Source organism: Candidatus Thiodiazotropha endoloripes, assembly GCF_001708965.1.
Classification (GTDB): domain Bacteria; phylum Pseudomonadota; class Gammaproteobacteria; order Chromatiales; family Chromatiaceae; genus Thiodiazotropha; species Thiodiazotropha endoloripes.
The window spans coordinates 511,295-537,340 of sequence record NZ_LVJW01000006.1; the positions used below are offsets into that span (position 1 = coordinate 511,295).

General features: G+C 49.8%; 27 protein-coding genes. 10 read left to right on the forward strand and 17 right to left on the reverse strand.

Annotated elements, in window-relative coordinates; all coding sequences use genetic code 11:
• Nucleotides 1-226 precede the first annotated feature (226 nt).
• Both A3193_RS12850 and A3193_RS12855 read left to right on the forward strand, forming a co-directional pair.
• Nucleotides 227-1,459 (forward strand): hypothetical protein, encoded by a 1,233-nt coding sequence (locus tag A3193_RS12850; RefSeq protein ID WP_069015020.1) that lies wholly within the window; start codon nucleotides 227-229, stop codon nucleotides 1,457-1,459.
• 560 nt (nucleotides 1,460-2,019) lie between these two features.
• The gene (locus A3193_RS12855; RefSeq protein WP_069015021.1) at nucleotides 2,020-2,931 is read left to right on the forward strand and encodes a sensor domain-containing diguanylate cyclase; all 912 of its coding nucleotides are present in this window, start codon (nucleotides 2,020-2,022) and stop codon (nucleotides 2,929-2,931) included.
• 65 nt (nucleotides 2,932-2,996) lie between these two features.
• Here the strand turns inward: A3193_RS12855 and A3193_RS12860 are convergent, their stop codons facing one another.
• From A3193_RS12860 to A3193_RS12875, 4 genes are all read right to left on the reverse strand, one after another.
• Nucleotides 2,997-4,172: a mechanosensitive ion channel family protein gene (locus A3193_RS12860; protein ID WP_235614998.1), complete on the reverse strand. Its 1,176-nt coding sequence runs from the start codon at nucleotides 4,170-4,172 to the stop codon at nucleotides 2,997-2,999.
• Nucleotides 4,173-4,369: 197 nt separating this feature from the next.
• Entirely contained in the window at nucleotides 4,370-5,308 is a 939-nt protein-coding gene (locus tag A3193_RS12865; RefSeq protein WP_162273749.1) for a DUF535 family protein, read from the reverse strand.
• 308 nt (nucleotides 5,309-5,616) lie between these two features.
• Complete coding sequence (locus tag A3193_RS12870; RefSeq protein ID WP_069003828.1) at nucleotides 5,617-6,180, reverse strand: outer membrane beta-barrel protein; 564 nt, start codon at nucleotides 6,178-6,180, stop codon at nucleotides 5,617-5,619.
• 215 nt (nucleotides 6,181-6,395) lie between these two features.
• Entirely contained in the window at nucleotides 6,396-6,785 is a 390-nt protein-coding gene (locus A3193_RS12875) for a DUF302 domain-containing protein (RefSeq protein WP_069003827.1), read from the reverse strand.
• Nucleotides 6,786-7,207: 422 nt separating this feature from the next.
• Here A3193_RS12875 and A3193_RS12880 point away from each other — a divergent pair, with 422 nt between their 5' ends.
• Nucleotides 7,208-7,528 carry a hypothetical protein gene (locus tag A3193_RS12880; RefSeq protein ID WP_069003826.1) on the forward strand — a complete coding sequence of 107 codons (321 nt, stop codon included), beginning with the start codon at nucleotides 7,208-7,210 and terminating at the stop codon, nucleotides 7,526-7,528.
• A 148-nt stretch (nucleotides 7,529-7,676) separates the two neighbouring features.
• Here the strand turns inward: A3193_RS12880 and trhA are convergent, their stop codons facing one another.
• From trhA to A3193_RS12900, 4 genes are read right to left on the reverse strand one after another with little or no spacing between them, the layout of a single operon-like run.
• A complete protein-coding gene (gene trhA / locus A3193_RS12885) occupies nucleotides 7,677-8,345 on the reverse strand; it encodes a PAQR family membrane homeostasis protein TrhA (RefSeq protein WP_069003825.1) in 669 nt (222 codons plus the stop codon).
• Nucleotides 8,346-8,401: 56 nt separating this feature from the next.
• Complete coding sequence (locus A3193_RS12890; protein ID WP_235614999.1) at nucleotides 8,402-8,902, reverse strand: GlcG/HbpS family heme-binding protein; 501 nt, start codon at nucleotides 8,900-8,902, stop codon at nucleotides 8,402-8,404.
• A 15-nt stretch (nucleotides 8,903-8,917) separates the two neighbouring features.
• The gene (locus A3193_RS12895; protein ID WP_069003824.1) at nucleotides 8,918-9,325 is read right to left on the reverse strand and encodes a PilZ domain-containing protein; all 408 of its coding nucleotides are present in this window, start codon (nucleotides 9,323-9,325) and stop codon (nucleotides 8,918-8,920) included.
• A 15-nt stretch (nucleotides 9,326-9,340) separates the two neighbouring features.
• Nucleotides 9,341-9,520, reverse strand: coding sequence for a hypothetical protein (locus A3193_RS12900; protein WP_069003823.1), 180 nt, complete (start codon nucleotides 9,518-9,520; stop codon nucleotides 9,341-9,343).
• Nucleotides 9,521-9,626: 106 nt separating this feature from the next.
• On the opposite strand from A3193_RS12900, the gene argE reads away from it, so the two are divergent.
• The 4 genes from argE to A3193_RS12915 all read left to right on the forward strand — a co-directional run bounded on the left by argE (nucleotide 9,627) and on the right by A3193_RS12915 (nucleotide 13,395).
• On the forward strand, nucleotides 9,627-10,772 hold the full coding sequence (argE, locus tag A3193_RS12905) for an acetylornithine deacetylase (protein WP_069015023.1): 1,146 nt from the start codon (nucleotides 9,627-9,629) through the stop codon (nucleotides 10,770-10,772).
• Nucleotides 10,773-10,799: 27 nt separating this feature from the next.
• The gene (argA, locus tag A3193_RS12910) at nucleotides 10,800-12,128 is read left to right on the forward strand and encodes an amino-acid N-acetyltransferase (protein WP_069015024.1); all 1,329 of its coding nucleotides are present in this window, start codon (nucleotides 10,800-10,802) and stop codon (nucleotides 12,126-12,128) included.
• A gap of 149 nt (nucleotides 12,129-12,277) precedes the next feature.
• The gene (locus tag A3193_RS20580; RefSeq protein ID WP_155523022.1) at nucleotides 12,278-12,418 is read left to right on the forward strand and encodes a hypothetical protein; all 141 of its coding nucleotides are present in this window, start codon (nucleotides 12,278-12,280) and stop codon (nucleotides 12,416-12,418) included.
• Between the two features lie 509 nt (nucleotides 12,419-12,927).
• Complete coding sequence (locus A3193_RS12915) at nucleotides 12,928-13,395, forward strand: bacteriohemerythrin (protein ID WP_069003820.1); 468 nt, start codon at nucleotides 12,928-12,930, stop codon at nucleotides 13,393-13,395.
• A gap of 151 nt (nucleotides 13,396-13,546) precedes the next feature.
• Here the strand turns inward: A3193_RS12915 and A3193_RS12920 are convergent, their stop codons facing one another.
• The 3 genes from A3193_RS12920 to tfpB all read right to left on the reverse strand — a co-directional run bounded on the left by A3193_RS12920 (nucleotide 13,547) and on the right by tfpB (nucleotide 18,596).
• Nucleotides 13,547-14,710 carry a GGDEF domain-containing protein gene (locus A3193_RS12920; protein ID WP_069003819.1) on the reverse strand — a complete coding sequence of 388 codons (1,164 nt, stop codon included), beginning with the start codon at nucleotides 14,708-14,710 and terminating at the stop codon, nucleotides 13,547-13,549.
• 223 nt (nucleotides 14,711-14,933) lie between these two features.
• Nucleotides 14,934-16,391, reverse strand: coding sequence for a DUF5666 domain-containing protein (locus A3193_RS12925; protein ID WP_139116898.1), 1,458 nt, complete (start codon nucleotides 16,389-16,391; stop codon nucleotides 14,934-14,936).
• Between the two features lie 420 nt (nucleotides 16,392-16,811).
• A complete protein-coding gene (gene tfpB / locus A3193_RS12930; protein ID WP_069015025.1) occupies nucleotides 16,812-18,596 on the reverse strand; it encodes a type IV pilus assembly ATPase TfpB in 1,785 nt (594 codons plus the stop codon).
• Between the two features lie 339 nt (nucleotides 18,597-18,935).
• Between tfpB and A3193_RS12935 the strand changes: the two genes are divergently transcribed.
• Nucleotides 18,936-19,349 carry an STAS/SEC14 domain-containing protein gene (locus tag A3193_RS12935; protein WP_069015026.1) on the forward strand — a complete coding sequence of 138 codons (414 nt, stop codon included), beginning with the start codon at nucleotides 18,936-18,938 and terminating at the stop codon, nucleotides 19,347-19,349.
• On the opposite strand, the gene A3193_RS12940 is transcribed toward A3193_RS12935, so the two are convergent.
• Nucleotides 19,344-19,805, reverse strand: a complete 462-nt coding sequence (locus tag A3193_RS12940) for an Lrp/AsnC family transcriptional regulator (protein ID WP_201258719.1) — start codon at nucleotides 19,803-19,805, stop codon at nucleotides 19,344-19,346. The two genes, A3193_RS12935 and A3193_RS12940, sit on opposite strands and share 6 nt — an antisense overlap.
• Nucleotides 19,806-20,075: 270 nt before the next feature.
• On the opposite strand from A3193_RS12940, the gene leuA reads away from it, so the two are divergent.
• Complete coding sequence (leuA, locus tag A3193_RS12945; RefSeq protein WP_071938097.1) at nucleotides 20,076-21,743, forward strand: 2-isopropylmalate synthase; 1,668 nt, start codon at nucleotides 20,076-20,078, stop codon at nucleotides 21,741-21,743.
• 90 nt (nucleotides 21,744-21,833) lie between these two features.
• Here leuA and A3193_RS12950 read toward each other — a convergent pair whose 3' ends face one another.
• From A3193_RS12950 to A3193_RS12965, 4 genes are all read right to left on the reverse strand, one after another.
• Complete coding sequence (locus A3193_RS12950) at nucleotides 21,834-22,406, reverse strand: YceI family protein (RefSeq protein ID WP_201258718.1); 573 nt, start codon at nucleotides 22,404-22,406, stop codon at nucleotides 21,834-21,836.
• 110 nt (nucleotides 22,407-22,516) lie between these two features.
• Nucleotides 22,517-23,116 carry a flavodoxin family protein gene (locus A3193_RS12955; protein WP_069003814.1) on the reverse strand — a complete coding sequence of 200 codons (600 nt, stop codon included), beginning with the start codon at nucleotides 23,114-23,116 and terminating at the stop codon, nucleotides 22,517-22,519.
• Nucleotides 23,117-23,168: 52 nt separating this feature from the next.
• Nucleotides 23,169-23,714 carry a cytochrome b gene (locus A3193_RS12960; RefSeq protein ID WP_069003813.1) on the reverse strand — a complete coding sequence of 182 codons (546 nt, stop codon included), beginning with the start codon at nucleotides 23,712-23,714 and terminating at the stop codon, nucleotides 23,169-23,171.
• Nucleotides 23,714-24,559, reverse strand: a complete 846-nt coding sequence (locus tag A3193_RS12965) for a pirin family protein (RefSeq protein WP_069015027.1) — start codon at nucleotides 24,557-24,559, stop codon at nucleotides 23,714-23,716. Before A3193_RS12965 ends, A3193_RS12960 begins: the two co-directional genes overlap by 1 nt.
• Nucleotides 24,560-24,757: 198 nt before the next feature.
• Between A3193_RS12965 and A3193_RS12970 the strand changes: the two genes are divergently transcribed.
• Nucleotides 24,758-25,684: a LysR family transcriptional regulator gene (locus tag A3193_RS12970; RefSeq protein ID WP_069003811.1), complete on the forward strand. Its 927-nt coding sequence runs from the start codon at nucleotides 24,758-24,760 to the stop codon at nucleotides 25,682-25,684.
• On the opposite strand, the gene A3193_RS12975 is transcribed toward A3193_RS12970, so the two are convergent.
• Nucleotides 25,679-26,035 carry a hypothetical protein gene (locus tag A3193_RS12975; protein ID WP_069003810.1) on the reverse strand — a complete coding sequence of 119 codons (357 nt, stop codon included), beginning with the start codon at nucleotides 26,033-26,035 and terminating at the stop codon, nucleotides 25,679-25,681. The two genes, A3193_RS12970 and A3193_RS12975, sit on opposite strands and share 6 nt — an antisense overlap.
• Nucleotides 26,036-26,046: the final 11 nt, after the last annotated feature.

Here is a 26,046-nt window from a genome sequence, read left to right on the forward strand (position 1 = left end):
GTAATATTGATACCTTGCTATCCAACAAAGTGTTTGAGTGTTGAACTTTTCACCGAATAAGAAGTATCCATTATGGATGCTGAATCTAAATCTATTTTGCTAACCCACACCAATTATAAGCACAACTTTATTTGTTTACCGTTCAACTGAAATCAATCTGTCATATTTACGTCATCCTCAACCATTATCGTTGACAAACTTTTATTTTTTTAATATGGAAAACAATATGAACAAACCTTCACTGTTATCACTCCTGATTGCCGCCTCCTTCAGCTCCCAGGCATTTGCCGATTCTGTCGTTGTTTATGATGAGAGCTCTCTTCAAGATGCTTTTCAACAGGCTTCATATAATCCGGACATCGATGAGATCATCTTTAAAAGAAATTCCCACATCAGCTTGAGCGCTCCGGCTATCTATAGCGGTGAGCAATCCATCACCCTGATCGGTAGGGGTTCAACCATCGATGGTTCTGCTGCTGGTAGTTTTGTACTTGATGCCGATCTTACTGCCATAACAGAAGACGCTACCCTGATATTCGAGACTGCTGCAGAGGTGAAGATCAAGAACCTGAAGGTAATCAACAGTGCCACCAGAGGCATTGTGGTAAACGTTCCTGCTGATGCATCAGGTGATGATGTATCAGTAAACCTTGACCGCGTTACTATTTCAAACTCTGCCCTTTTTGGTCTCCACGTCGATGATAATGCCGATGCCTTTGATGATGGTACATCCGGTTCCATGTTGGGTATTGAATTAAAGTTGACCCGTTGTACATTTGAGTACAACGGTACCGGCGCAATCGATTTTGATGGTGTTCGGGTTGATGAGAGAAGTCTTGGTGATATCTATGCTTTTATCTCCAACACCACGATTGACAATAACGGTGGTGACGGTATTGAGCTGGACGAGGCTGGTGATGGTAATGTGGAAGTTTACATGAATCGGGTCTCACTCAACGACAATGGTTTCTACAACGAGGAAGACCTGGACGACGGATTTGACATCGATGAAGCAGACGACGGTGATATACAGGCACACTTGACCAACCTGGTCGTCAACAACAACATGGATGAGGGTTTGGATTTTGATGAGGCTGGCAATGGTGACATTGAAGCAAAATTCAAACGTATTACCGCACTCAACAACAATGATGAAGCCATCAAACTTGATGAAGAGGATGCCGGAGACATCGAAGCCAAATTGACACGGGTTAATGTCGAACAGAGTGGTGATGATGGCATTCAGTTCACCGAGCTTGGAGAAGGCAAAATAGAGACCGTCCTTAAATCCGTTCGTGCCCTTGATAACAATAAATATGGTATCAAGATTGAGCAGTGGGTTGTGGAAGATGAGGCTGAGCATGCTGAAGAAGCAGGCTCATTGACCTTGAAAAGAGTCGAACTTGCAGGCAACGGCAATGGAGACGAAGTAAAAACGAATAATATTGAAATGGATTAATAATAAAATGAGATGCACAGTATTCACTACCATTTGAATACTGTGCATCGGTTTTCAGTTGCGGCATCTGATGTCAGCCGTTTTGACGAGCTGAGCTTTGTTAACTCAACCGATTCGAATTTGCGAACTACAAACCCCTCTCATACATTGGTTTGGCCTATAAAGTCATACTTCATACTAATGCCAGCCTGAATTTCAGGTTACACCCGCCACTCGCTTAAATTGCAATACGACTCCTGTGTAGTAGTAGAACTACCCATAACCATATAGGGTGCCTGGTTAATTAGCCGCCAAAAATACCTAACCTTCACCATTTCAATAACTTAAGTAATATCTCAATCGTATTTGCAGTAGTAACCTAAGCCTCATCATGCTATTAATATTGATCAGGACAGCGATGTGACTGATACTGAATAGCGCCAGGATGCCTTCCCAATGTACTTGAGTATTAGCCTATTACTGTCTGGGTAATTAACAGTAGTATCAATAACAACGTAAATCAATTGTTATATAACCATATATAGCAAGCGGCTTGGCTTCTCAGTTGTAGTAATATTGACATGTTTGAAACATTTGATTTTTTGAATTTAGTACTTGATACAATAACCGACCATATCGCTGTTATTGATGATCAGGGAACCATTATTTATGTCAACAAATCGTGGATCGATTTTGGATTATCAAATGGTATTCCTGAGAATACCGAGTGGGTAGGTGTCAACTACTTTGACGCCTGCGCGCCCCGGGATGGTGCTGAGGAATTGAGCGTAAAGAGTGACATTGAAGATGTGATCAATGGGAAAACCCGATCTTTTTACCATGAATACCCATGCCACTCCCCCACTGAAAAGCGTTGGTTTCAGATGCGGGTCAACGCGCTTGAATTTGACAAATCACGCATTGTAATTATTGATCATAGCAACATAACAGAACGCAAAATTGCAGAGGAGCAGGCCTTATATCTCTCAAGAATTGACAGCTTGACCGGCCTTTCAAACCGTCGCCATTTCGATGACTTCCTGACAGATGAGTGGAAACGCTGTATTCGTTCACAAATGCCTATCACAATGGCTATGATCGATATCGACTTCTTCAAACATCTCAATGATTCATCAGGACATCATGCCGGAGATGAATGCCTGGAAACCATAAGCGACATTATGAAAGAGTTCGCCAAGAGGCCCAGTGATGTCTGCGCTCGTTATGGCGGGGATGAATTTGTGATTGTTTATGGTAACTCAGCCATGGATGAATCCTTGGTGTTAATGCTGAAGTTGATGGACACAATCCGCAAAAAAGAGATTCCCAATCCCGATTCACCCATCAGCAGCAATATTACAGTATCCATCGGTCTGGCCACTGCCTATCCCGACATTGACTCCACTGAAGAAGATATCATCAAAGCGGCGGACACACTACTCTATAAAGCCAAAGATGGCGGTCGTGACCATATTGAGTTTGCCACGATCTGAGCTATAGCAAGGATCTCTTTGTTGGGCAGACAAGCTAATAATAGAGCTTTAGGTTTTCACTCAACTCAATCTGTCTGACCAGGAAACTCTTTGATATAGAGATCCTGTTTTGAGTAGGGTATCTCAACACCCTCCTGCAGAAACAATTTGTATATCGTACTGTTCAGCATGTCGACGACTCTGCCTCTCAACTCAGGGTTATCAACCCAACACAAAAGCTCAAAGTCCAAGGAAGAGGCTCCAAAGGTGCGAAATCTCACCCTCGGTTCCGGATCATGACAAACCGCCTCATTCTCTTCTGCGATGGTGAGCAGAATACTCTTTACCTTATCAATATCGACACCGTAGGCAACACCAACTGCCACCCTTATTCTGTACTTGGGATAGGGTCCACCAGACTCATTCACCACTTTCGAGTTACCCATTATTGCATTGGGTATGGTTACTTCAACATCATCCCTGGTTAATAACCGGGTACTTCGGATACCAATACTCGTCACCTTCCCTCTTAATCCCGTCCCGTCATCCAAAACAATATAATCACCTATTTTATAGGGTGTATCCGCCATGATAAAAACCCCGGAAAAGAGATTCGCCAAGGTATCCTTAGCGGCGAAACCAACTGCGATACCGATGATACCAGCGGATGCCAACCAGGCTGTCATATCGATATGCCAGGCCTGAAAGATGAAATAGACCGCAAAGATAAAAAATGTAATTGCGAACAGATTGGTGAAGAGTGGAAGTGTTTGCGGACGTATCACAGCATGATCACTTGCCCGACTACTGGCGACCTGCAGCAGTAGCTTGGATAGCCGTATCGCAAACAGCATCCAGAGGAAAACCAGCACCGAAGTAACGATTGACAATAAGATATTGTTGAGCTGATCTCCCAGTGATGAAACCGTAGAAGCCACCAGTAAGCCGATAAGCGTTACTGTCCAGAACAGTGGCGCTTTCAGCATCATAATGATTTTATCGTCAACATGACTGGCAGTTCTTGCTGCCAACCGGCGTATGATCGGCAAAAAAACCCAGGTTAGGAGTTTTGCAATGAGGATAAAAAAAACAAAGATCAGGATACCCTTTACCCAGGGGTAACCTCCAAAGATCTCCATTACCGGATCTAGAACCTCCGGTGCATCGATAATTTCAACCAACCCCTCGACACTGTCGTTAATTGGTGAATCCGCGATTTCCATCCCTTCCGCTTCAGAGGCTTCTTGGTCTTTTTCTGGCATTTCATCACCTTATCAGCCATTGCAATTAAGGTGAAGTTATATACAGGTTTAAACGCTTTTTCAATAAACCAAGCAACAGACATAGTTCGATAAATAAAGATACTTCAACCAATACTCCGACAATCTTGAAGTATTTCTCCTGCCTGATGAGTGTAAAAAAGGTATTCAGTTCGTTCCAGAATGGCGGTCGCTACATATCAAGACAACCCATACGGGCGATTGATTGCCATTGACATTTGACTTTCGATTGCCGTCAACAGCTCATACCTTTTTCTGTACATTGAGCGTTTCCGGGAAACGATCAGATGAGACGGCTTTTTCACTGGGTACACAGAGAGCTTATAAAAGCCGTCTTGACAACAACGCCCACCCCGCTCCTCCCATACCTGATCATAATCAAGACGCTTCAGTTCCGATTTGTTTTTAAAAAGATAAAAATAGTGATTATGCTGATGCTCTGCTTCCTGCACGGCAAATATCCAATCAATGCCAAACTGCTTACAAAATATTTGAAACAGTTCGACCATCAGGTCGCGAGGCCTTATACCATAAAGTTTTTTTGTTATATCCCTGTAGATCTCTGTCACATGTTTCATCCTTCTTCCCTGGATCGCGCCAATAAAAGCGTGTAACCGATTCGATTGGGATTTTACTATGGAGAAAGCGATTGAAAACAACCTCTCCTCATAAATGTAAATATTCAAAACCAGCATACCCTCTCTCAGGAAGATACCTTCTTTATCGAGCACAAGTCGCATACCCGGATAGTAGTTATCCAGATCAACCACCTCTTTTCGCTCATATCTATCCAGATTCAGGTAACCGAGTTCCCCACCAATCAAGGAAAAGTGCGTGTGCAAGGATTCCAAACGCTTGACCATCCCCCAACTGGCACACTGATATGGCCAAAACACACTGGGTACGGCTTCCGGATGATTTTTAAGCAGAAACTTTAATTGATCGTAGTTGTTTTTTGATAAGAACAGGAGTTCCTTAAGGTTAAGAACAACCATCAGGAAATAGGCGATACGGGATTTGAAGTAGCCATATTTAAGCGGACTCAACTGCGATTTGCGATTCGCAGAGTCTATTGTCATAGCATTCGACAACGTGTACAGAAACACAATCTTATCCATAAGAATCATCCCTATTAGCTTCAATTGAATTTGAGGCTATTAGCCGAACAGGAAGCGTGTGGTTAATGCAAACAATTCCTGTCTAACACGACCATTCTGATCACATACTGACTAGGGCCTGTTAATACTCATCCAATAGGCACTAACAGATCGATACAATCAAATGTGATTTCGATGCTGTAAATCTGTAAGAGAGCGGCCCGGTCACCGAATGGATCTGTAGACTCACACTGCGTGGTGATAAGACGGGCCGATGCTGTTATTAGCAGCCCAAGTAGCTCAAAACCTGAAGATCAACTACAACTGAGCTAAAAACGGTATCCCAGCTTTCCGAAGAGACGGGCATTTTTCAGGTCATCATTGATATCATCCAGCTCTTGAGTCCATTGATACCTTGCTTCTGCACCCAAGAAGAGTTGTTCGCTCATTTTGTAGTGAAGACTCACCCCACCCTGCAGAGCAAAGGCACCCTCATTAACATTACGACCATCAGCATCGATGTAACCAATTCCCGGCCCAAATCCGATCGAAAATCGATTATCCACACGATAGAGATAGTGCGGATTCATCTCGAAACTCGTAATCTCGAGCCCGCTGTCATCATAGTGTGAGTAGCTGAATTGCTGGCGAATTGTGGCGTTGGGTGGTTCAACAAGAAGACAATCGAAGGATATCTCCAAGCCAAAAACAAGATCCGTATCCAATCCATGGGTCTGCGGATCCATAATGCCACCAGTGACTGACAGGGTTAGGTCCGGATTAAACCCATCGCTCTTAACCGGGAGAAACCCCCACTCTTGTCCGGCACTGAGTGTCGGAGCAGTCGAGATCAATCCAGCGCTTAAAATCAGTCCTATAACGGATTTCTTCATAATTTCTTCCTGAAATTTGTTCTTTAAAGTCAAGTGCGCTGAATGATATCGAACTAAGCTCCGGTAGTTTGTGATTTATTGTCAATTTTTAAGGGCCTGTCAGCACGAATCCAAGACAACCTGTTGTGCCTTGCTGAGCATAAAAACAACCCCGGCAGGACGTATTGGATTCGTGATAACAAGCCCTAGCAAGTTGTACAACAACTCAAAGCCGATTACCGCTCGATCGCATCACGTACCCGCTCCAGTCTCTGGCGGACATCCATAGCCATATCGCCGACCTCAGGTTTCTCGACCAGTTTCAGCACAGCGACCGGATCCATGAATGCCACTGTTACAGAGCCATCCTCCTCCTGCCGGACGACCACATTGCATGGCAATAGCAATCCAATATCCGGTTCGGCATCTATCGCCTGATTGGCCAGGGGGGGATTACAGGCACCCAGAATCTTGTAGGGTCTTTTTTCGATTCCGAGTTTCTCTTTCAGTGTTGCCTTGACATCGATTTCAGTCAGCACCCCGAAACCTTCAACTTTCAGTGCTGCAACTACACGCTGCTCAATATCATCGATATTCCCATCAAGGCGAGACTTAAAGCTGTACATTGGATGATCTCCTCGTTGTTCTTATTACCTGGCGTCAAACCATATCGTTTCCAGACACACCAAGGCCACTCTTTGCATATCAAGCATTGGGGTAAGCCCCTCCAACCTGATCAAACAGTATTCTATTTTGACATATCCATGCGGAAATTGAGTATCCCGAATAGGGGGGGGCAGAAAGAATCCCGGGTGTGGATTCCCGGCAGCTTGACAGTTCAGGTTCTGCCTAAGCGTGCAGGTCTTTTAAAATCAAACGGTTAGGGATTTCAAGAAAAGCCTGAACCAAACCTGTCAAGGTGCCGGGCCAATCACTCGACGAATTTTCATCAAATTCAATAAATTCAATGAGCTGCCGCTAAACCGGGAATACACCTGAGTAATATAGGGCTCTTATCCAGGGCCACTAAACCTGAGAGATCAGACCAATGAAATCGAAACTGACAGTCGCGCTACCCTGGGTTCTATTCGTCCTGGTCTTCGCCCTGTTGACACTGAGCGATCCAGCAATGGCGAATAAATTTGAGACCATTGGCGGCGGCGTTCAAGGCTCAACAAAAATCAAGGTTGAGTATCTGATCACGATCGCTTACGTGGCCAGCGCCATTTTCATGATTGCCGGCATATTGGCTATTGCGCTGCACAATCGCAATGCGCAAACCCTGAACTATACAATGTGGAAATCCTCAGCGGCGATGTTCTTCATACTGAGCATTGGCATGGCAGCTGCCGGTTATTATATGTCCTAGGGCCTGCACCTGATAAAGCGCCACTCGGCGTTGCTCGTCACTCATTTGGAACAACCAAACTACGCGCCTCGCGCCTTGATTGGCGCTTTGTCAGGCACAACAGGGGCTATTGGATTAGCATTAACAGGTCTTAGGCCAATAACACCGATCAGATTGAACCATTCGCCGGGGGTACGACATAGAAAAAAACAGAGAAAAAGTGCAGCACGCTACCGGCCAGTACAAACAGATGCCATACTGCATGATGGTAGGCCAAGCGCCGCCAGATATAGAAAATCACCCCAAGGGAGTAACATAGGCCACCAGCCAGCAAGAGTACGATCCCACCAACTTCAACGGCGTCGATCAACGGCTTGATCGCAATCACCACCAACCAGCCAAGCCCCAGATAGAGTGACAGAGAGAGCCATTTCAGGCGCACATCCCTCAACAGCTCCAGCAGTATACCGACGATGGCAAAACCCCAGACCAGACCAAACAGGGTCCAGCCCCAGCTGCCGCGCAAATTGACCAGCGTGAAAGGTGTATAGGTACCGGCGATCAGTAAAAAGATCGCGGCATGATCGAATCGCTGCAGCAGTTTTTTCGCTCTCGGCATGGGGATGCCGTGGTAGAGCGTGGAGGCGGTATAGAGCAATATCAGGGTTGCGCCGTAAATACTGCAACTGGTGATATGCCAGACATCACCATACAGCGCCGCATAGGTTACCAGCAACGCCAATCCGGCAACACTCAGCAGAACACCGATTCCGTGGGTGACCGCATGAGCAATCTCTTCGCCCAATGTGTACTGGCTTCCTGTAATCTCGGACTGCATAGCAGGCCTCCTTTCGAGCTGTTGCCAGCGAGAATATCACAGATGCCATTTGTCCACTATTCAGCAAAATCGAGTCGTTCCTGGATCTTCTCCAGCCCTTTTGCCGCACACTGCTCATCCCTTTCGCCACCCGGAGCACCACTGACACCGATCGCTCCTAACTGGTAACCACCTGATTCAATTGGCAGTCCACCCTGTAACACCAATACACCCGTGACATGATTCATCTCCTGTTGGATATCCCGGCGGTTGTCACGAAACTCCCCGGAGGCTATCCCGGAGAGTATCACCGCATTGGCTTTGTCCCTGGCGATCTGAAGGGTGAATCGACTGGCATGCACATCCCTGAAAACGGCGGTTTCGGCTCCATCCCGATCCACCACCACGGCGGTGACCTGATAACCCTCTGCACGACAGGCGTCCACCGTATGCTTGACCAGCTGCCAGGCCAGGTCAGGATGAAGTCTTTTAACCGTAACCACATCCCCTGCCGCGACCAGGCCGGCAAACGGCATCAGACTGCAGATAACTGCAAGCACAAAAGCTCTGAACATCATCGACAGCATACCCCTTTAGGTTGGAAACTCCCCGGCAAACTTCTCAATCCACTCGATGGCTGCCTCCTCTCCGCTCAGAGAGCGACCTTCACTGGTTTTCACACTCTGCTTGTAGTGTTCGATATAGCACAATTGCTCAACCATACGCACGGCATAGGCGGTCTCTTCTCCAATAAATTTCACCCCGATCAGGTAGCAATCCTCCTCCTGCCTGGACCAGACAACCACACCGGTAGCATGAAACTGAGGTGGCGTAATCGGGATGGCAATGTGAATTTCCGTACCCGGCTCTATATGATCATCAGTCAGAAAACAGAGTCCACCTTCACTGTAGTTTGTCAGTTTTTTACGGTGCGCAGAGGCCCTGCCACCCAATTGAAAATCGATGGGTACATCGGTGGGATGTCTGATATATAGGCGCATGGCGTTCTTGATTGCTCAGAAGATGGTTACCAGCAGGCTTTGTTGAGTCAAGCCATTCAATTCAAAACTAATCCCGGTGATAGCTGCTTTATCATTATCAACACATGCTGCTCGCCGCTGAATGATGATCGGCTCCTCAGAAGGAATAATGAGGCCAACAACTTTAACAAAAGCAAAGGTCAGATCTTTTTTCAAGGTTGCCAGGGATTTTATCCGCCCTCAAAGGTCATAAACTGTAAACCGATAAGTTGCCACTCGCCCAGACTTGCATGTTGATAAGCATCCCCACAAAATCACTTCTATGAAATTTCCCAAATATATTGAAATGATGAGCCAGCTGATCGGCTCTGCTTCGGTAAGCAGCGTCAATCCCGAATGGGACATGGGTAACGGTGCTGTGATCGAACTACTGGATAGCTGGTTTGGTGCACTGGGTTTCGAGACCGAGATCCTGCCTGTTCCCGGCCGCCCCGGAAAACTGAACCTGATCGCCTCCTACGGCCGAGGCAGCAATGGACTGGTACTCTCCGGACATACCGATACAGTCCCTTTCGATGAGGACAAATGGAGCTCGGATCCACTCAAGCTGAGTGAACGGGAGCAACGACTCTACGGCATCGGCACGGCGGATATGAAAGGTTTTTTCGCTGTCATCCTTGAGGCCGTCAGAGAACTTCCGCTCGATCAACTGAAGAAACCCCTGGTAATAGTGGCCACCGCCGACGAAGAGAGTGACATGTGCGGCGCCAAGTCATTGCTGGATCTGCATCGTCAGTTGGGCCGCCATGCCGTCATCGGTGAACCCACCGGCCTGAAGCCGGTGCGTATGCATAAGGGGGTCTCGATGGAATCCATCATACTCACCGGCCAATCCGGTCACTCCAGCAATCCACAGCTTGGCAGAAATGCACTGGATGGTATGCAACTGGTCCTTGGTGAGGTATTGAATTGGCGTATGGAGCTTCAGCGTCGTTATACCAATCCGGCATTTGATATCAATGTACCCACCCTCAATCTGGGCCATATTCATGGGGGAGACAATCCAAACCGGATCTGTGGCAAGTGCGAACTTCAATTCGATCTCAGATCCCTACCCGGCATGGATATGCAGTTGCTCAGAGCAGAACTGAGTGACCGCATCGAATCCTGTCTCTCCGAAACCGGTCTTGAGTGGCAGTACAAACCACTGTTCGATGGGATACCTGCCGTAGAAACCCCGGCAGAGGCAGCGATCGTCAAAGCAGTGGAGAAATTTACCGACACCCAGGCGGGTGCCGTGGCATTTGGTACCGAAGCACCCTATCTGAACAGCATGGGCATGGAGACGGTGATCTGTGGTCCGGGAAGTATCGATCAGGCTCACCAACCGGATGAATATATACCCCTCGAACATATTCAACCTGCGATTAACCTGATACAGTCACTGATCAGGAAGTTTTGTTTATAGACAGCAGCTTAGGGCTATTTACACAAGATGAAAAAACGCGATCAAAAACTGCAAGACATGTTTGTCGACTGGTTTCGTGGTTCATCCCCCTATATCCACGCGCATCGCGGACGAACATTTGTGATCACCTTTGGTGGCGAGGCTGTCACTGGCAGTGGTTTTGACAACCTGATTCACGATATCGCTCTACTGCATGGTCTGGGTATCAGACTGGTGTTGGTGCATGGCGCCAGACCGCAAATCGAAGAGCGTCTACAAACCAGAGGCGTTGAAACCCAGTTCGTCGATGGTTTGAGAATCACCGATGACCCGGCACTGACCTGTGTCAAAGAGGCTGCCGGTGCAGCGCGGGTTGAGATAGAGGCCCTGCTCTCAATGGGTCTTGCCAACTCACCCATGGCCGGGGTAAGGATTCGCGCCGCTTCAGGGAACTTTGTCACCGCCAGACCGCTGGGCGTCAAAGACGGTATCGACTATGGCCATACCGGCGTGGTGCGCCGGGTGGATGCCGCTGGCATTGAACAACGGCTTGAATCCGGAGCAATCGCGATCGTGCCGCCGCTGGGCTATTCACCCACCGGCGAAGTCTTCAACCTCAGCTACGCTGATGTGGCCGCCTCGGTAGCCACGGCCCTGGGTGCAGACAAACTGATTGCACTTGTCGAGGCCAAGGGAGTCACCGATTCACGCAAACGACTGATCACCAGTCTCTCGCCTCGTGAAGTGGACAAATTGTTAACCACCCGGAAAAAGCTCTCCGAAGACCTGAAACAGAATCTGAAAGCAGCAGTCTCTGCCTGTCGCAGCGGCGTCAAACGTTGCCATCTGATCGACAGACAGCTGGATGGGGGGCTGCTCAAGGAGCTGTTTACCAGAGATGGTATCGGCACCCTGATATCGGCCGAACCCTATGAGGAGACCCGTACAGCCCGTATCGATGACGTGGTGGGTCTGCTTGGGCTGATCGAACCTCTGGAAGAGAAGGGTATCCTGGTAAGACGCTCCAGAGAGCTGATAGAGACTGAAATTGACCGTTTCACCCTCATGGAGAGGGACGGCATGGTGGTTGCCTGTGCCGCTCTATACCCCTACCAGCAGGAGTCGATGGCTGAGTTGGCCTGTGTCGTGGTTCACCCGGAATACCGGGGTAGTGACCGGGGTGAACGTTTGCTTGCCCACATGGAGGCAGTCGCCGCCAAACAGGGTATCCGTAACCTGTTCATCCTCACCACCCAATCAGCGCAATGGTTCAAGGAGCGGGGCTACTTACCAGGCACCCTGAAGGAGCTGCCGATGCTGAAACGTAAACTCTATAATTATCAGAGAAAATCCAAGGTTTTCATCAAGTCCCTTTAAGACGACAGCGGGCGTTTCCTAGCCGGAATATAAGGGTTTTTCCGGCCCACACAGGGAGATCCCTTATTTCCTTACTATTTTACTCTGTTATACCTCACATCCAGCTGCTAAAAAATAGAACATAATCAATTCCTGCTCAGGAGCGGACAATGGAAGACAACGATCTGGATGTGCTGCAATTATGCGGGTATAGCTTGATCGTGCTCGGGTTTCTTGCCCTGCTGATCAACCATGTCAGTGTACTCATGGGCAATCCCTGGTTGATACCCGATTTCATGCGTCTGTATTGAAAAGAGCACCACACAGAACCTGACACTATCTTATGGCTGTCCGCCTGGGCAGTCTCATTGCTACGATTCTGCCTGGGAACCACCTGCATTAACCAGTCAACAACCGAATCCATCTACTGAGACCAGGCTCGATAGTCACTGTGGATTGATACGCTGCTACCTTTCTACGATGAATGAACAACCAGGGCCTGTTAACACTAATCCAATAGGCCCTAGAGTTCAAAAAGCAAATTATTTCAATTGACTTTCATTTCAGGATAGAAAAGTACTATTAACTTAAAAAGCCAATATTAATCTTTGCGTGATAGAGTCAGAGTCGCCCTTTTTCTTAATCATTCAGTTTTTCCCGGCGCCTTCGACAGAACCAATACTGCTTAAAGTATTAATTCCCGGATTATTGACAGAAAGGTCTGCTGGGCTGGGGCTTACTGGCTTTTTTTAGACAAAGTGTGATTAATATGATCAGTGCTTAAATAGTTTTCAGGATATTATTAACAGGGAGCTGATAGATGGGATATTTGGTTTGGACAAAGGAACTTGAAACAGGAATCGAAGTCATTGATGGACAGCATGAACGTATCGTCGACTATATCAATAAACTCCATGACGCCAGATTGAACAATGATCTGACTGCGATTGGTGACATCATTGCAGCAACCGTCGATTACACATTGTCTCACTTCAGTTTCGAAGAAGCACTGATTGAAGATGCCGGATATGAATTTGTGAGGCCCCACAAAAAAGTTCATGAGTTGTTTATTCGCAGAGTCTCAGAATTTCAGGATCGTTTCAAAAATGGCGAAGATATCTCTGCGGAACTGCACGACCTATTGGCCCGCTGGCTGTTCAATCACATACGCAACGATGATGCCGCGTATGTTAAAGCGGTAAAAATCAACATGCTTGAGATTGCTGCCGACAAGGGGAAGCAAGGCGGGTTTGCAAAATCGTTGAAGCGCCTCTTCGGTGGTAAATAGACGCCTATGGCTTGAGTGCTGATCCAGCCAACTCAAGATTAGAAAAAGAGCACTACAGAGGATTTTACCGGGCCTCAGAATTCAGCGGGTTGCGTAGAGTTCTAGGGCCTGTTAACACTAATCCAATAGGCCCTGATAATAGCCCTCAGGATCAGTGTTCGACGACTTTATCCCCGCACAGAAAATAGCGGTCCTTACCCTCATGCTTTGCATTGTCGCGACGCGTGTTTACCACTTCCAGCATTTGTGACCACTCCTCGATATTATCGGCCACACGTTCGCAGACACTGATACTGGCAGTGACCGGACTGCCGTCAGGCAGTGTACCCAATCCTTTACTGTGTATGCGTTTCACCGTGATTGCAGCCCCGTCGCAGTCGGTACCGGGGAGCAACAGCAGAAACACCTTTTCACCCCATCGCACCAACATATCACTATGTCTGAGATCATCGTGCAGAATATCGGCGGCCTCAACGACCACATGATCGTATGTAGCATAATCGAATTCAGCAATGATGTTTTCCGCATTGTCCAGATCGACCAAGGCGATACTCAGGTTTCCCCCATGGACATGAGCCTGCTCGAACGCTTTGACCAGGCTCTGCATTCCGGATTTTCTCGTCTGCGCCCCGGTTACGGGATCATGGTCTGCTCGGGTGATCAGCGCAATCATGTATTGCAGTTGCAGAGTCGCGGCAAACAAGACCACACCCAGAATGATGCAAAGCAGCCACAGCATTGCAAAAATCTGGTCCACTGGCACCGTGGCATAGTAACTCCAGCCGGTTATTGTCAGCACAACCAATAACAGCGAGATGACCATACCTTCGATGACCGATAATGGAAATAATCCAATCAGACCAATCGCCACATAGGGCAGTATGGTATAGAGCTGGAGTGCCAATTGCCCCATTTCCTGATCGGTAACCGGAGTTAAAAAATGTGCCGAGGCAAAGAAAGTCAGCGGCAGGTTGATCAACAAACCACCCAAGATCAACAGATTCTTCTTCAGATCATTTTCAGCTGTTTTGTAACGGGATAGATAGTAAAAATGGCCTGTTGAGATCAATCTGATCACTACAATGGGTAACAAGACATCCATTGGCAGCAGCAGATAGTCAACTATGATCCACAGGGGTATCAAAAGGGTAAACAGTGATGCCACGAAACGAACCCGATCACCGATCAGGATCGCTCTGTGTTTTTTCATATAGTCGGGGTGGTCTTCCGCAGAGAGAAGATCGTCCAACTCCTGCATCGAATAGATACGTGAATTTACACCGAGATGTTTGATATATGAGTGCACCAATGACATTTGATTAAATCGCCCCAAGCCCCGAATTCTGCATAGTATACACCACCCCACCAACACTCATATTAAATCCTGTTGCTGCATGATCAGATCCCGTTACTCCGGACAAAAAAAAGCGGCAGTTGCAATAAATCAACTACCGCTAACTTTGGCAAATTCGTCCTTGAATCAGGGGTTACAAAAGCTACCTCAAAGTACCGTTTGATCAACAGGTTGATTCAACAGATCAATCATCCAGTTCGACCTTATCGATGGTGCCATCGAAATTTTCATCCTTCAGCTTGATGGTACTACCAACGCTCAGTTCGGAGAAAAACTGCTCCATGCTCACGGAGTCGTCATCAATCTCATATTCAGCTGACGAATCAACCGGAAAGGTCACGCCAAGCAGGGTCACAGAGGTGCCTGAGGCATAGGCTTCGAGCGGAGCTTCTATCTCTGTTTCCGAGAGCTCATCCTCTCGATTCGCCTTCACTGCGGTGAGTTCACCGGCAGACTGGATCGCTTCAATTTCGATGAAATCTCCAGACATCAGCTCACTCAGGTTGAAGCTGTCATCATCATCCAGGTCCGAATCCGAGTCATCTTTGTAGTAGGTGGCATTGTTGAACTGCACCATTAAAGTTCTACCGCCACCCAGATCCAGCGTCACCGTACCATTCTTCTCATCACTCGCCGTCACACTGCCGACAGCCGCTTCTATTTCAATCTCTCCCCCTTCTGACTCAACCTTTTCGGCAACCAGAAGCTCGCCCTGCATATGACCTTCCACTTCGAGTCTCATGCCGGCTGTCAAGCCGCCCTCAAGGCTTGAAGGCTTATAGACAGTGGTTGGGGAGACAACGAATTCAACGCCATCCAGTGAATAGACCTGATCACCACTGACCACCAGAATACCTTCCAGAGAGATGTCCTCATCACGATCCTCAAGCCGATCACTATCTTCCGTCTCTATATGGACGGCTTCCAGAATACCGCCCCGGTCTCTCAACTCCACTTCCACAAACAGTCCGACCGGATCCTCTGGAATCTCGAGTTCTACCTGGTCACTCAATGGATAGGGGCCTGCAATCGAGCCATTCTGCAGCACCAGAGCAATGCCATTCTCATCATAGGAGGCCACAGTTCCTTTGATCTCAAAATCATCTTCACCATCAGACTGTAATTCAATGCGTGATGCGACGATCTGACTTCCATCGAAGTAACCACTTACTTCCAACTCCTGCCCTTCGGCCAGACTCTGGTAGCTGGCGCCATCATCAAATACGGTTTCATTGATGTCAGCCTGCACAGCCATTCCCAAAATGGTAAAGGTTGTAACCGTATCTCCCCGGACCAGGCTTCCATTATCGATCGGCCCCTCCAGGTCATCATCATATTCAATATGTTCCGCTATCCCTGTCATACCATCTTCACTGACCTGCCCTTCGACCCGTACCACCATGCCCAGGCCCAGAGCACTGTCATCGAACTCCTGCTCGCCATCCACCTCGTAGCTGGTCTGGCTGGTATCAAATTCAATTCCATTCACATACACACTGCCGAACCCGTCGATTTTACCGACAGTTGTCACCGATGAATCACTGTTGCTACTGCTACTGTCACCACCACCTCCGCCACCACAGGATCCAAGACCGGTGGCAATGGCAACCATCAAACAAGAAATTTTCTTATACCGTGTCATGGCCTTTCCTCCCGCTGGTTAGGGCCAGATGCGTTGAAGCATTCCTTAATTAAATTTTAATAATTGGGAATTATTTCCCAATATTGCAAATTATAGCGCTCATTCTCATAACTTCAAGGAAAAAAGAATCCTTTAGTAACAAACTAACTTATTGATTTATTGAAATTAAAAAAATTACAGCGTTTTTTTACAATTGAGCGAACCGGTCTGATGGCGTGTCAGACTGGCAAATCAGAGTGATTTATGAACCCGGCAACCAATTTCATAAATGTGAGGAATGCATACCTGCCTTTGAACAAGACTTGATCCAGAAAGATGGTTAACCCCCATCCTCAAACACCACAACGGCGGGTATGGAGAGATTTACTGCGGCTGAAATCAAACAATTTGAAGCCCCCGGGTTGAGAGCAGTGATTAAGATTAGATCTCAATACTTTCCGGGGGAGCGACTTTCAGGACCTCTTCGATGGTGGTCAGGCCTTTCATCACTTTCTGCGCGCCACTCAGGCGCAGTGGCCGCATTCCATCGCTGATTGCCTGACGGCGCAGCTGATTGATATCACAGTCACTGGTGATCAGGCGCTTGATTGCAGAGTTGATCACCATCATTTCATAGATACCGACCCGCCCGTAATAGCCTGTCTGTCGACACTCAAGACAGCCCACCGGTTTACACACAGTGGTGGGTTTGTTCTTCGCCCGCAGCGGAGTGATCATCGTCTCCCACATCTCCTCATTGAGGGGAACGCGCTCTTTACAGTGGGGGCACAAGGTACGGGTTAAACGCTGTCCAAGCACTCCCAACAGGGTGGCTTTCAAGAGATAGGGCGGTACACCGATCTCCAATAATCTGGTAATCGCCGATGGCGCATCGTTGGTATGCAGGGTGGAGAATACCAAATGACCTGTCAGCGAAGCCTGCACGGCCATCTCAGCGGTCTCACGATCCCGGATCTCACCCACCATGATGATATCCGGATCCTGCCTCAACAGGGTTCTCACACCACTGGCAAAATCGAGATTGATATTGTGCTGCACCTGCATCTGATTGAAACTCGGCTCCACCAGCTCGATCGGATCCTCCACCGTGCAGACATTAACCTCCGGTTTAGCCAGCTCTTTGAGGGTTGTATAGAGGGTGGTGGTTTTTCCCGAGCCGGTTGGCCCGGTCACCAGAATGATACCGTTGGGTCGGCTGATCATGTCGCCCCACTGAGCAGCCTCAGCCTGAGAAAAACCCAGTGCGCGATAGTCTTTGACCAGCACTTCCGGATCGAAAATCCGCATCACAAGCTTTTCACCAAACGCGGTGGGCATGGTGGAGAGACGCAACTCCACCTCCCCCCCCTGATTGCTGCGGGTCTTCAGTCGGCCGTCCTGGGGACGGCGCTTCTCGGAAACATCCATACGACCCAGAATCTTGATCCGAGAGGTGACCGCAGTACCGACGGAGGGGGGAATCTGGTAGACCATCTGCATCACCCCGTCGATACGGAATCGAATATTGGTCTGGTTACGGGTCGGTTCGATGTGGATATCACTGGCTCGCTGGTTATACGCGTACTGCAGCAGCCAGTCGACGATATTGACCACATGCTGATCATCCACGTCCAGCTTGCCACTGCGCCCCAGCTCCATCAGCTGTTCCAGGTTCTGCACCCCGGAAGGTCCCGCCTCCTGGCTGTCGTCATGGGCCGCCCGCACAGATCTCGAGAGACTGTAGAACTCGACCAGATAGCGCTCGATCTCAATCGGGTTGGCGATCACTCTGGTAATCGCTTTATTGAGAATCGGCGTAAGCTCCATCTCCCACTCGTTGAAAAAAGGCTCTGCCGTGGCAATCACCACCTCATCGGGTTTGACCTCCAGGGCAATGATGTTGAATCGCTTGGCATAGGCGTAGGACATCACGGCGGTGATCGCCGGAACATTGATCTTCAGCGGATCGATATGGACCAGGGGAAGATTCACCCGCCGCGCCAGCCAGTCGGTCAACAGTTCAAGATCGAGGATTGTCTGGGGATTACGCTGATCAGGCCACTTGTGTTCGGCAATCATCACCAGTGGATGACTGGTCCGCTTCGCTCCCTGATTGACCGCACTGACTGTCTCCGCCAGCTGTTTTTCGATCAATCCGTCTTCCACCAGCCAGTCGAGCAGATCAACCAGTTCCAACTGCCGATCATTGATTGTTTGATATATCATCGATTCATCAAATCCAGATGCCTACAATCATAGTCTACAGGTCCCGAACCGCAGTTATCCATCCTCTCCGCACACAGGCATTGCGGAGAATAAGACAACAAACTCCAAAGAAAATTGATAACACGTCCTATACGCAGAGTTAACGGCCGTTTCCCTATTATTTACAATCCTCAATCGAATCCACATCATTTACACGCCGTAACGACGGTGACACAGATCAGCGGATAGACAATACGCTTGAAATAGCGCGTAACGACAACTGACTGTATTTATATTACTTTTCTCAGCAAGAAAACTCAGTGAAACAGGATTTACAGGACAAGCAGAAAGCCAGTTATAATGTTTGGTATGCAAAAAATCGATACCGGCAAAGTCACCCTCAGCCTGGAAGAGAACCGCTATGTCCTCGCGGTTATCTACACCAATGAGGAGATCGAAAAAGAGGATGTCAAATCGGTCACCGACTACCTTGATCAGTTTAAGGAACCCATTCCAATCGTGATTGAGCGTACAGGACACTACTCAATTTCAGTAATGGTGCAGATCGTTATGTTGCAGCAGACAAAAAACCGTTTGAAAGCAGCTGCCTTTGTCGAGCGGAATAACCGTGATGCACTGATGACCCGAATCGCGGCCAGCACCTATTTCAAGGACATCGAGGTAAAATCCTTCTTCAAAAAGCAGGAAGCTGTGGCCTGGCTGATGGAAAACTATGCCACGGAGCCACTTCTAGCCGACTCATCACCTTCATAAAGGCAGAGCGGATTTATCCACGACCCGACGCAATACAAAGCTGGAATGAACACCGGTCACACCCTCGATTCTGGTGATCTTGTTCAATAACAGCGCCTGATAGTCATCCATGTCACGCACCACCACCTTGATCTGATAGTCGGCGTCCTGACCGGTTATCAGCAGACACTCCAATACCTCGGGCATAGCCTCGATCCTTGTTTCAAAATTCTCGAACCTTTCCGGGGTATGCCGATCCATTGAGATATGCACCAAGGCCATCAGATTCAGGCCAAGCTGCTTGCTGTCCAGATGGGCACGATAGCCTGCGATCACCCCGGAATCCTCCAATGCCCGCACACGACGCAGACAGGGGGAAGACGAGAGACCGATCCGCTCAGCCAGCTCCTGGTTACTGATCCGTCCCTCCTGCTGCAAGATCTGCAGAAGATGCCTGTCGTAACGATCCAGATTCATTGCATATTTCTCAATTAAGTCCTAAACAGCAATTTTATTTCTTTATATTACTTTATTTTAGCAGTTATTTCCATTTTCACTCAATATCTGGACACAATTAGCAACCATTCACCCGCAGAATTGCATTAGGATTCCCACATGGCCACAAGTCATAACAACCGCTCTTAATCCAAAAGATGCAGAGCACATGAGGCGCCCCACAAGGGCCACTACCCCTGTCATGAAAATCCATGACAGCCACACAGCAAGGACCCCTGCCAGGAGACAACCGTGAGACGTTTCGACCACACAAAATATCGAGCCAACCCGGCCACCCCGATGCCGGGTCGCCAGTGGCCTGACAACACCATTGAAGCGGCCCCCATCTGGAGCAGTGTCGATCTGCGTGATGGCAATCAGGCTCTGCTGGAGCCTATGAACGTGACTCAAAAGCGGCGTCTGTGGAATCTCCTGGTAAGGCTGGGGCTGAAGCAGATCGAGGTTGGCTTTCCCTCAGCCAGCCAGCCCGATTACGATTTTGTCCGCATGTTGATCGAGGACGATCTGATCCCTGAGGATGTCACCATCCAGGTGCTGGTGCAGGCTCGCGAATCTTTGATCAAGAAGACCTTCGAGGCATTACGCGGCGTCCGCAGAGCGATCGTACATGTCTACAACTCCACTTCCACAGTGCAGCGGGAACGGGTTTTCAAGCGGGACCGGGATGGCATCAAGGCGATTGCCGTTGAGGGTGCTGAAATGGTCAAAAAAGAGGCGGCCAACCACCCCCAGACCGAATGGATCTTTGAATACTCCCCTGAAAGCTTTTCCAATACCGAATGGGACTACGCAGTGGAAGTCTGCGATGCGGTGATCGATGTCTGGCAGCCCAGCCCGACAGCCCCCTGCATCATCAACCTGCCGGCAACCGTCGAGAGCTCCATGCCCAACCTGTTTGCCGACCAGGTGGAGTATTTCTGTCGACAGGTATCGAGACGGGACTCAGTGGTGGTCTCGGTACATACCCACAACGACCGGGGCAGTGCCGTGGCCGCCGCCGAGCTGGCGCTGCTCGCCGGTGCCGACCGGGTCGAGGGCACTCTGCTGGGCAATGGGGAGCGAACCGGCAACATGGACATTGTCACCATGGCGATGAATCTCTATAGCCAGGGAATCGATCCCAGGCTCGACCTCTCCAATCCGGATGAGATCATCCAGGTCTACCGTGACGCCACCGGTCTGCCGGTCCACCCACGCCATCCATGGATCGGGGAACTGGTCTATACCGCATTCTCCGGATCCCATCAGGATGCGATCCGTAAATGTCTGCATGAGCAGCAGGAGCAGGAACCCTGGCAGGTCGCCTATCTGCCGATCGATCCACGGGACATTGGTCGCGACTACCAGGCGGTGATACGGGTCAACAGCCAATCCGGGAAAGGTGGTGTCGCCTATGTTCTGGAGCGGGACTATGGTCTGGTATTGCCCCGTTGGCTGCAGGTGGAACTGGCCAACATCGTGCAGCAGGAGTCGGAACAGCATCGGGGTGAGGTCAGCAGTGAGACCATTCATGAGCTGTTCACCCAGCACTTCGTCAGCCGACAGGGTCCATACCAACTGGCGGGGTACCGCATCGATCGCCAGTCCGGCTCAGAGGAGATCCAGGCCGAATTACAAACTGAATCGGGCATAGCCACCATCAAAGGCGAGGGTAAAGGTGCAATATCCGCTTTCATCGATGCTTTGTCCCAACGGAGCGGCGCAGCGATTCAGGTCATCGATTATGTGGAACACGCGATTGGCGAGGGTGCGGATGCCGAAGCGGCGGCGTATGTCCTGTTGAACTATATGGGGCACCGTACAGCCGGCGCATCGATCAGCCGGGACACGGTCAATGCCTCATTGAATGCGGTGCTCTCCGCAATCAACCTGGCGATGACCGAACAGCAGGCTGCCTGACAGATACGATGAAAGGTGGCCTGCCTGTCAGACAGGTCAAGGCCACCTCAATCAACCCGCCAGCCAAAAGCAGAGCGGACTGCTGATCAGCTACTGGCGAATTCCTTCAATCGAGAGTTCCAGTTCTACTGTTTTAGAGGCTGGCCCCAAATCGAATGGGATACCGAAATCGGCCAGGGCAATCTCAGTGGTGCCAAAGAAGCCGCGACGATAGCCACCCCAGGGATCGTCACCATGCCCGATATGCTGCACATCGATCTCCACCGGCTTGGTGACACCACGCAGGGTCAACTCACCCTGCAGACTGGCCTTGCCATCACCCAGCTCCTTGAAGCCGGTAGAGACAAATTTTGCGGTCGGATACTTATCCACGTAGAGGAAGTCTTCCCCACGAAGGTGTTTATCACGCTCGGCGTGATTACTGTCGACGCTCGCCGGTTTGATATCGACCATCACTTTGGCTGCTGCAGGATTCTTTTCGTCATAGCTGAACTGACCACTGAAATCGTTGAAGCGACCAAACAGCCAGCTATAACCCAGATGCTTGATTCTGAACTGTATGAAGGCATGAGCGCCTTTTTTATCAATGGTGTATTCCGCAGCATGTAACGGCAGAACAACGGCAAATGAAAGTAAACCCAATAACAAATATCGCTTAATCATTTCCAAGTACTCCTAAGTAGTATTTCGGGGATCACTCCCCGGCAAAAAAACCAGCAGACAAAACCTTCCAGATCAATCTGCTGATGGATCTCTTCTTGAAGAGTGTCCCGCTAGGCTTCAACCCGGCCTCTCTTCAGTTGTTGGGTAATGGTGGCAACCCGGGTGCCGTAGGCTTCCGCCGTAGCCAGGTCACCGGTGGAAGGTGCATCTCCGGGATTGACCTGAAAACTGGCCGCCATTGGGCCTATATAGGAACCAAGCCGATTCAACACTTCCGGTCCTGGACCCTGAATATGGTTCATTGATTCCGGATCACTGGCTGCCGGATGCATCCCCAGGCTGACGAAGATCATGCCTTGTTGCATGGCATTGATCATGAGGCCGACCAGGGTGTTCATCTTGTCGCCCGAGAAGGAGCTCGAGTTGGTAAAGGCGCCGGCCACCTTGTCCTTCCAGGCCTGGGTGAACCATTTGGCCGCAGCAGTTTCGAGAAACTTTTTCATCTCAGCCGACATACTGCCCATATAGGTCGGACTGCCGAAGATAATGGCATCCGCATCATCCAGCCGATCCAGATCGGCTCCAGCCTCCTCTGCGGTGAGCAGCAGGGCTTCAACACCATCGACAGCGGCGGCTCCCCGCTCCACGGCTTCTGCCTGTAACTTGGTATGCCCAAATCCGCTGTGATAGATAATGGCCACAGTTGTCATAGCGATTTCTCCTCATACTGAATTGAATCATTGGTTTGATTGTTCATATTGATTAGCGACCCAACATCCGCAGCAGGGTCTGGTCACGATCAAAAAAGTGGTGCTTGAATGCGGCTAACAGATGCAGTGCGGAGACCACAACCACACTCCAGGCCAGATAGAGATGCACCTTCCCGGCGATATCCTCCTGTTGATCCAGACCACTGATAGTGGCGGGGATGGCAAACCAGTCGAACACCTCCAAAGGCCTGCCATCGGCGGTCGAAATCAGATAACCACTGACCATCAACAGGAACAGCATCAGATAGAGCAGCAGATGAACCCACACGGCAGTCACTCGTTCATAGGGTTTGTGGCTCTGCAGATGGGCCGGCCTTGGGTTGCCAAGACGCCAGATCAGCCTGAACAGCAGCACAAAGAACAGCATCACGCCGATTCCTTTGTGCCACCAGGGTCCAAGCTGATACCAGGCATCGTAGTAACCTAGGCTGCGCATCCACAGGCCCAGACCGAACAGGCCGTAGACGGTAACGGCCACCAGCCAGTGCAGACCGATGGCCACCGCACCATAACGCTCCCTATCATTCCGCATCCTCATCAGAAGCGACCCTCCTGGTAGTCACTGAAAGCCTGTTTGATCTCATCCTCGGTGTTCATCACGAAGGGACCGCCTCGGGCAATCGGTTCACCCAGCGGCTCTCCCGCAACCAGTATCATCCGGCTCGGCTGTTGCGCTGTGATCTCTATCCCAGGCGCTTGATCCAACACCGCCAGCCTCCTGCCGCTCAGTGATTGCCCACCGATCTCAACAGCACCACTCAGCAGATAGACAAATGCGTTGTAGTGGGCTTCGATCGGCTCGATAAACTGTGCACCCTCCTCAAGCGTTATATCGAAGAAGCGTGCAGGCGTCTTCAGATCCCTTACCGGTCCCCGGGTATGCTGTGAGGTCTCACCGGCAATGACCCGAATCTCGACACCGTCGCTCCGCTGTTCCAGGGGGATCTCCTGTTGATCAAACTCCTGGTAGCGGGGCTCTGTCATTTTGTCTCTGGCCGGCAGATTGACCCAGAGCTGAAAGCCGGCCAGCAGCCCATCCTGCTGTTGCGGCATTTCCGAATGGATCACACCCCGGCCTGCGGTCATCCACTGCACACCGCCGGTTTGCAGAATCCCGGTGTGACCTGCATTGTCCCGGTGTTCCAGCTTACCGGCCATCAGATAGGTCACGGTTTCAAATCCACGGTGCGGATGGGGTGGGAAACCACCGATGTAGTCATCCGGGTCGTCTGAACGAAAATCATCCAACAGCAGAAACGGATCGAGTTGCATCAACTGTGGCCCACCAATCAGGCGGGTCAATCGAACACCCGCACCATCAGCGGTCTCCTGTCCGGTGAGAATCTGCTGCACAGAGCGTGTTTTATTGAGTACTTCCGACATGGCAACCTCCAAGCTAGAAACCTAGCGTTTCAATTGGTTATAGGCAGATTGTAGATTGCTATTTCAGGATATAAAGACAGTAAAATAGGAAACACTATTGCATTATTTGCAACAATAACCGATCCTATACGAACAAATGTCCTAATTATTCAGGAAATTCCAAAGGTTGCAGACCTTTAACATGTGGGGAGTCGGCGCATGAATCGCCTGGAGTCTCTGGAGAGTTTTGTCGCTGTTGTGGAATCCGGCCAGTTCACCATCGCTGCGGATCGATTGGGAATCGGTAAATCGGTGATCAGCCGGCGTGTCTCCGAGCTGGAAGAGCATCTGGGCGCCCTACTGCTGCACAGGACCACCAGAACCCTCTCGTTGACCGACGCGGGCCGGGAGTTCTATCCCCGGGCGGTTCAGGTTCTCGAGGATCTGGATGAGGCGGAACAGTCGGTTTCCCGCTCCCAGCAGGACCTGAGTGGACGACTACGTCTTGCCGCGCCCCTCTCCTTCGGCCTGTTTCATCTGTCCAATGCACTGAACGGCTTCAGCAATCAACACCCTCGTGTGGTACTGGACATCGATCTCAATGACAGTGAAGTGGATCTGGTGCAGGAGGGGATCGATCTGGCACTGCGGATTGGGGATCTCGACAACTCCACCATGGTTGCCCGCCCCCTCGCACCGATCAACTTTGTACTCTGCGCCAGCCCGGAGTATCTGCAGCGTATGGGCACTCCAGACTCAGCAGACGATCTTGCCGGGCATCGGGGGCTCTGTTACAGCAATCTACCGGAACCGCAGAAGTGGCCCTTCATCGACCCGACAGGTCGAGCGCAGACAGTCCGCATTCCTCTGCAGATGCAAGCCAATAATGGTCAGCTCCTGCTGGATGCGGCCAGCACAGGCCAGGGGATCTGTCTCTCACCTACATTCATTGCCTATCAGGCGATTCTGGATGGTCGTTTGCAACCGATCCTTACCGACTACCATATACCCCCGGTCACAGCCTATGCAGTCTACCCGAACCGCCGTTTCATTCCCCAACGGGTAAGAGCTCTGGCTGATTATCTAAGGCAGCAGTTCGGTGATCACCCCTATTGGGATGAAGGATTGGAGTATGTCATCTCATGAGATGCCGGAGTGATCGATCTGCTTAAGAAAAGTCACCACATCACAATCTTCCACGACCTTTAATATATCAGAAGGGTGTTGTGCCCCTCCCTCTCCCATGGCTTCAGCAACTCTTGTTTTCAATTCGCGCTGATAAGCCTTTAACAGGATCACGACCTGATCCCTGGCAAATTGCTGTGGAATAGCCTGCTGTCCCTCGTCATGGCCTTGCAACAGGGTAACTTCGGCTGACCGGCGGATCATGCAGGTCTTGCCACTCTCCTCCTCGGAAGCGGTCATCGGTCCTGTTTTGGTATATCGCTTCTCCTGATAGATAAATTTCTGCCCCGGTTTGAGAAGAGGAAAGCGCATAAAAAAACCTC

Excerpts from the sequence above, each read along its gene's own strand:
- A3193_RS12950 (WP_201258718.1), bottom strand. The coding sequence starts at position 22,406 with ATGATTAAGCGATATTTGTTATTGGGTTTACTTTCATTTGCCGTTGTT.
- A3193_RS12970 (WP_069003811.1), top strand. The coding sequence starts at position 24,758 with ATGAATCGCCTGGAGTCTCTGGAGAGTTTTGTCGCTGTTGTGGAATCC.
- A3193_RS12960 (WP_069003813.1), bottom strand. The coding sequence starts at position 23,714 with ATGAGGATGCGGAATGATAGGGAGCGTTATGGTGCGGTGGCCATCGGT.
- A3193_RS12915 (WP_069003820.1), top strand. The coding sequence starts at position 12,928 with ATGGGATATTTGGTTTGGACAAAGGAACTTGAAACAGGAATCGAAGTC.
- A3193_RS12875 (WP_069003827.1), bottom strand. The coding sequence starts at position 6,785 with ATGTACAGCTTTAAGTCTCGCCTTGATGGGAATATCGATGATATTGAG.
- A3193_RS12880 (WP_069003826.1), top strand. The coding sequence starts at position 7,208 with ATGAAATCGAAACTGACAGTCGCGCTACCCTGGGTTCTATTCGTCCTG.
- A3193_RS12890 (WP_235614999.1), bottom strand. The coding sequence starts at position 8,902 with ATGATGTTCAGAGCTTTTGTGCTTGCAGTTATCTGCAGTCTGATGCCG.
- A3193_RS20580 (WP_155523022.1), top strand. The coding sequence starts at position 12,278 with ATGGAAGACAACGATCTGGATGTGCTGCAATTATGCGGGTATAGCTTG.
- A3193_RS12895 (WP_069003824.1), bottom strand. The coding sequence starts at position 9,325 with ATGCGCCTATATATCAGACATCCCACCGATGTACCCATCGATTTTCAA.
- A3193_RS12965 (WP_069015027.1), bottom strand. The coding sequence starts at position 24,559 with ATGTCGGAAGTACTCAATAAAACACGCTCTGTGCAGCAGATTCTCACC.
- A3193_RS12855 (WP_069015021.1), top strand. The coding sequence starts at position 2,020 with ATGTTTGAAACATTTGATTTTTTGAATTTAGTACTTGATACAATAACC.
- A3193_RS12860 (WP_235614998.1), bottom strand. The coding sequence starts at position 4,172 with ATGCCAGAAAAAGACCAAGAAGCCTCTGAAGCGGAAGGGATGGAAATC.
- A3193_RS12975 (WP_069003810.1), bottom strand. The coding sequence starts at position 26,035 with ATGCGCTTTCCTCTTCTCAAACCGGGGCAGAAATTTATCTATCAGGAG.
- A3193_RS12940 (WP_201258719.1), bottom strand. The coding sequence starts at position 19,805 with ATGAATCTGGATCGTTACGACAGGCATCTTCTGCAGATCTTGCAGCAG.
- A3193_RS12865 (WP_162273749.1), bottom strand. The coding sequence starts at position 5,308 with ATGGATAAGATTGTGTTTCTGTACACGTTGTCGAATGCTATGACAATA.
- tfpB (WP_069015025.1), bottom strand. The coding sequence starts at position 18,596 with ATGATATATCAAACAATCAATGATCGGCAGTTGGAACTGGTTGATCTG.
- A3193_RS12925 (WP_139116898.1), bottom strand. The coding sequence starts at position 16,391 with ATGACACGGTATAAGAAAATTTCTTGTTTGATGGTTGCCATTGCCACC.
- trhA (WP_069003825.1), bottom strand. The coding sequence starts at position 8,345 with ATGCAGTCCGAGATTACAGGAAGCCAGTACACATTGGGCGAAGAGATT.
- argE (WP_069015023.1), top strand. The coding sequence starts at position 9,627 with ATGAAATTTCCCAAATATATTGAAATGATGAGCCAGCTGATCGGCTCT.
- A3193_RS12850 (WP_069015020.1), top strand. The coding sequence starts at position 227 with ATGAACAAACCTTCACTGTTATCACTCCTGATTGCCGCCTCCTTCAGC.
- A3193_RS12870 (WP_069003828.1), bottom strand. The coding sequence starts at position 6,180 with ATGAAGAAATCCGTTATAGGACTGATTTTAAGCGCTGGATTGATCTCG.
- A3193_RS12935 (WP_069015026.1), top strand. The coding sequence starts at position 18,936 with ATGTTTGGTATGCAAAAAATCGATACCGGCAAAGTCACCCTCAGCCTG.
- A3193_RS12920 (WP_069003819.1), bottom strand. The coding sequence starts at position 14,710 with ATGTCATTGGTGCACTCATATATCAAACATCTCGGTGTAAATTCACGT.
- A3193_RS12955 (WP_069003814.1), bottom strand. The coding sequence starts at position 23,116 with ATGACAACTGTGGCCATTATCTATCACAGCGGATTTGGGCATACCAAG.
- argA (WP_069015024.1), top strand. The coding sequence starts at position 10,800 with ATGAAAAAACGCGATCAAAAACTGCAAGACATGTTTGTCGACTGGTTT.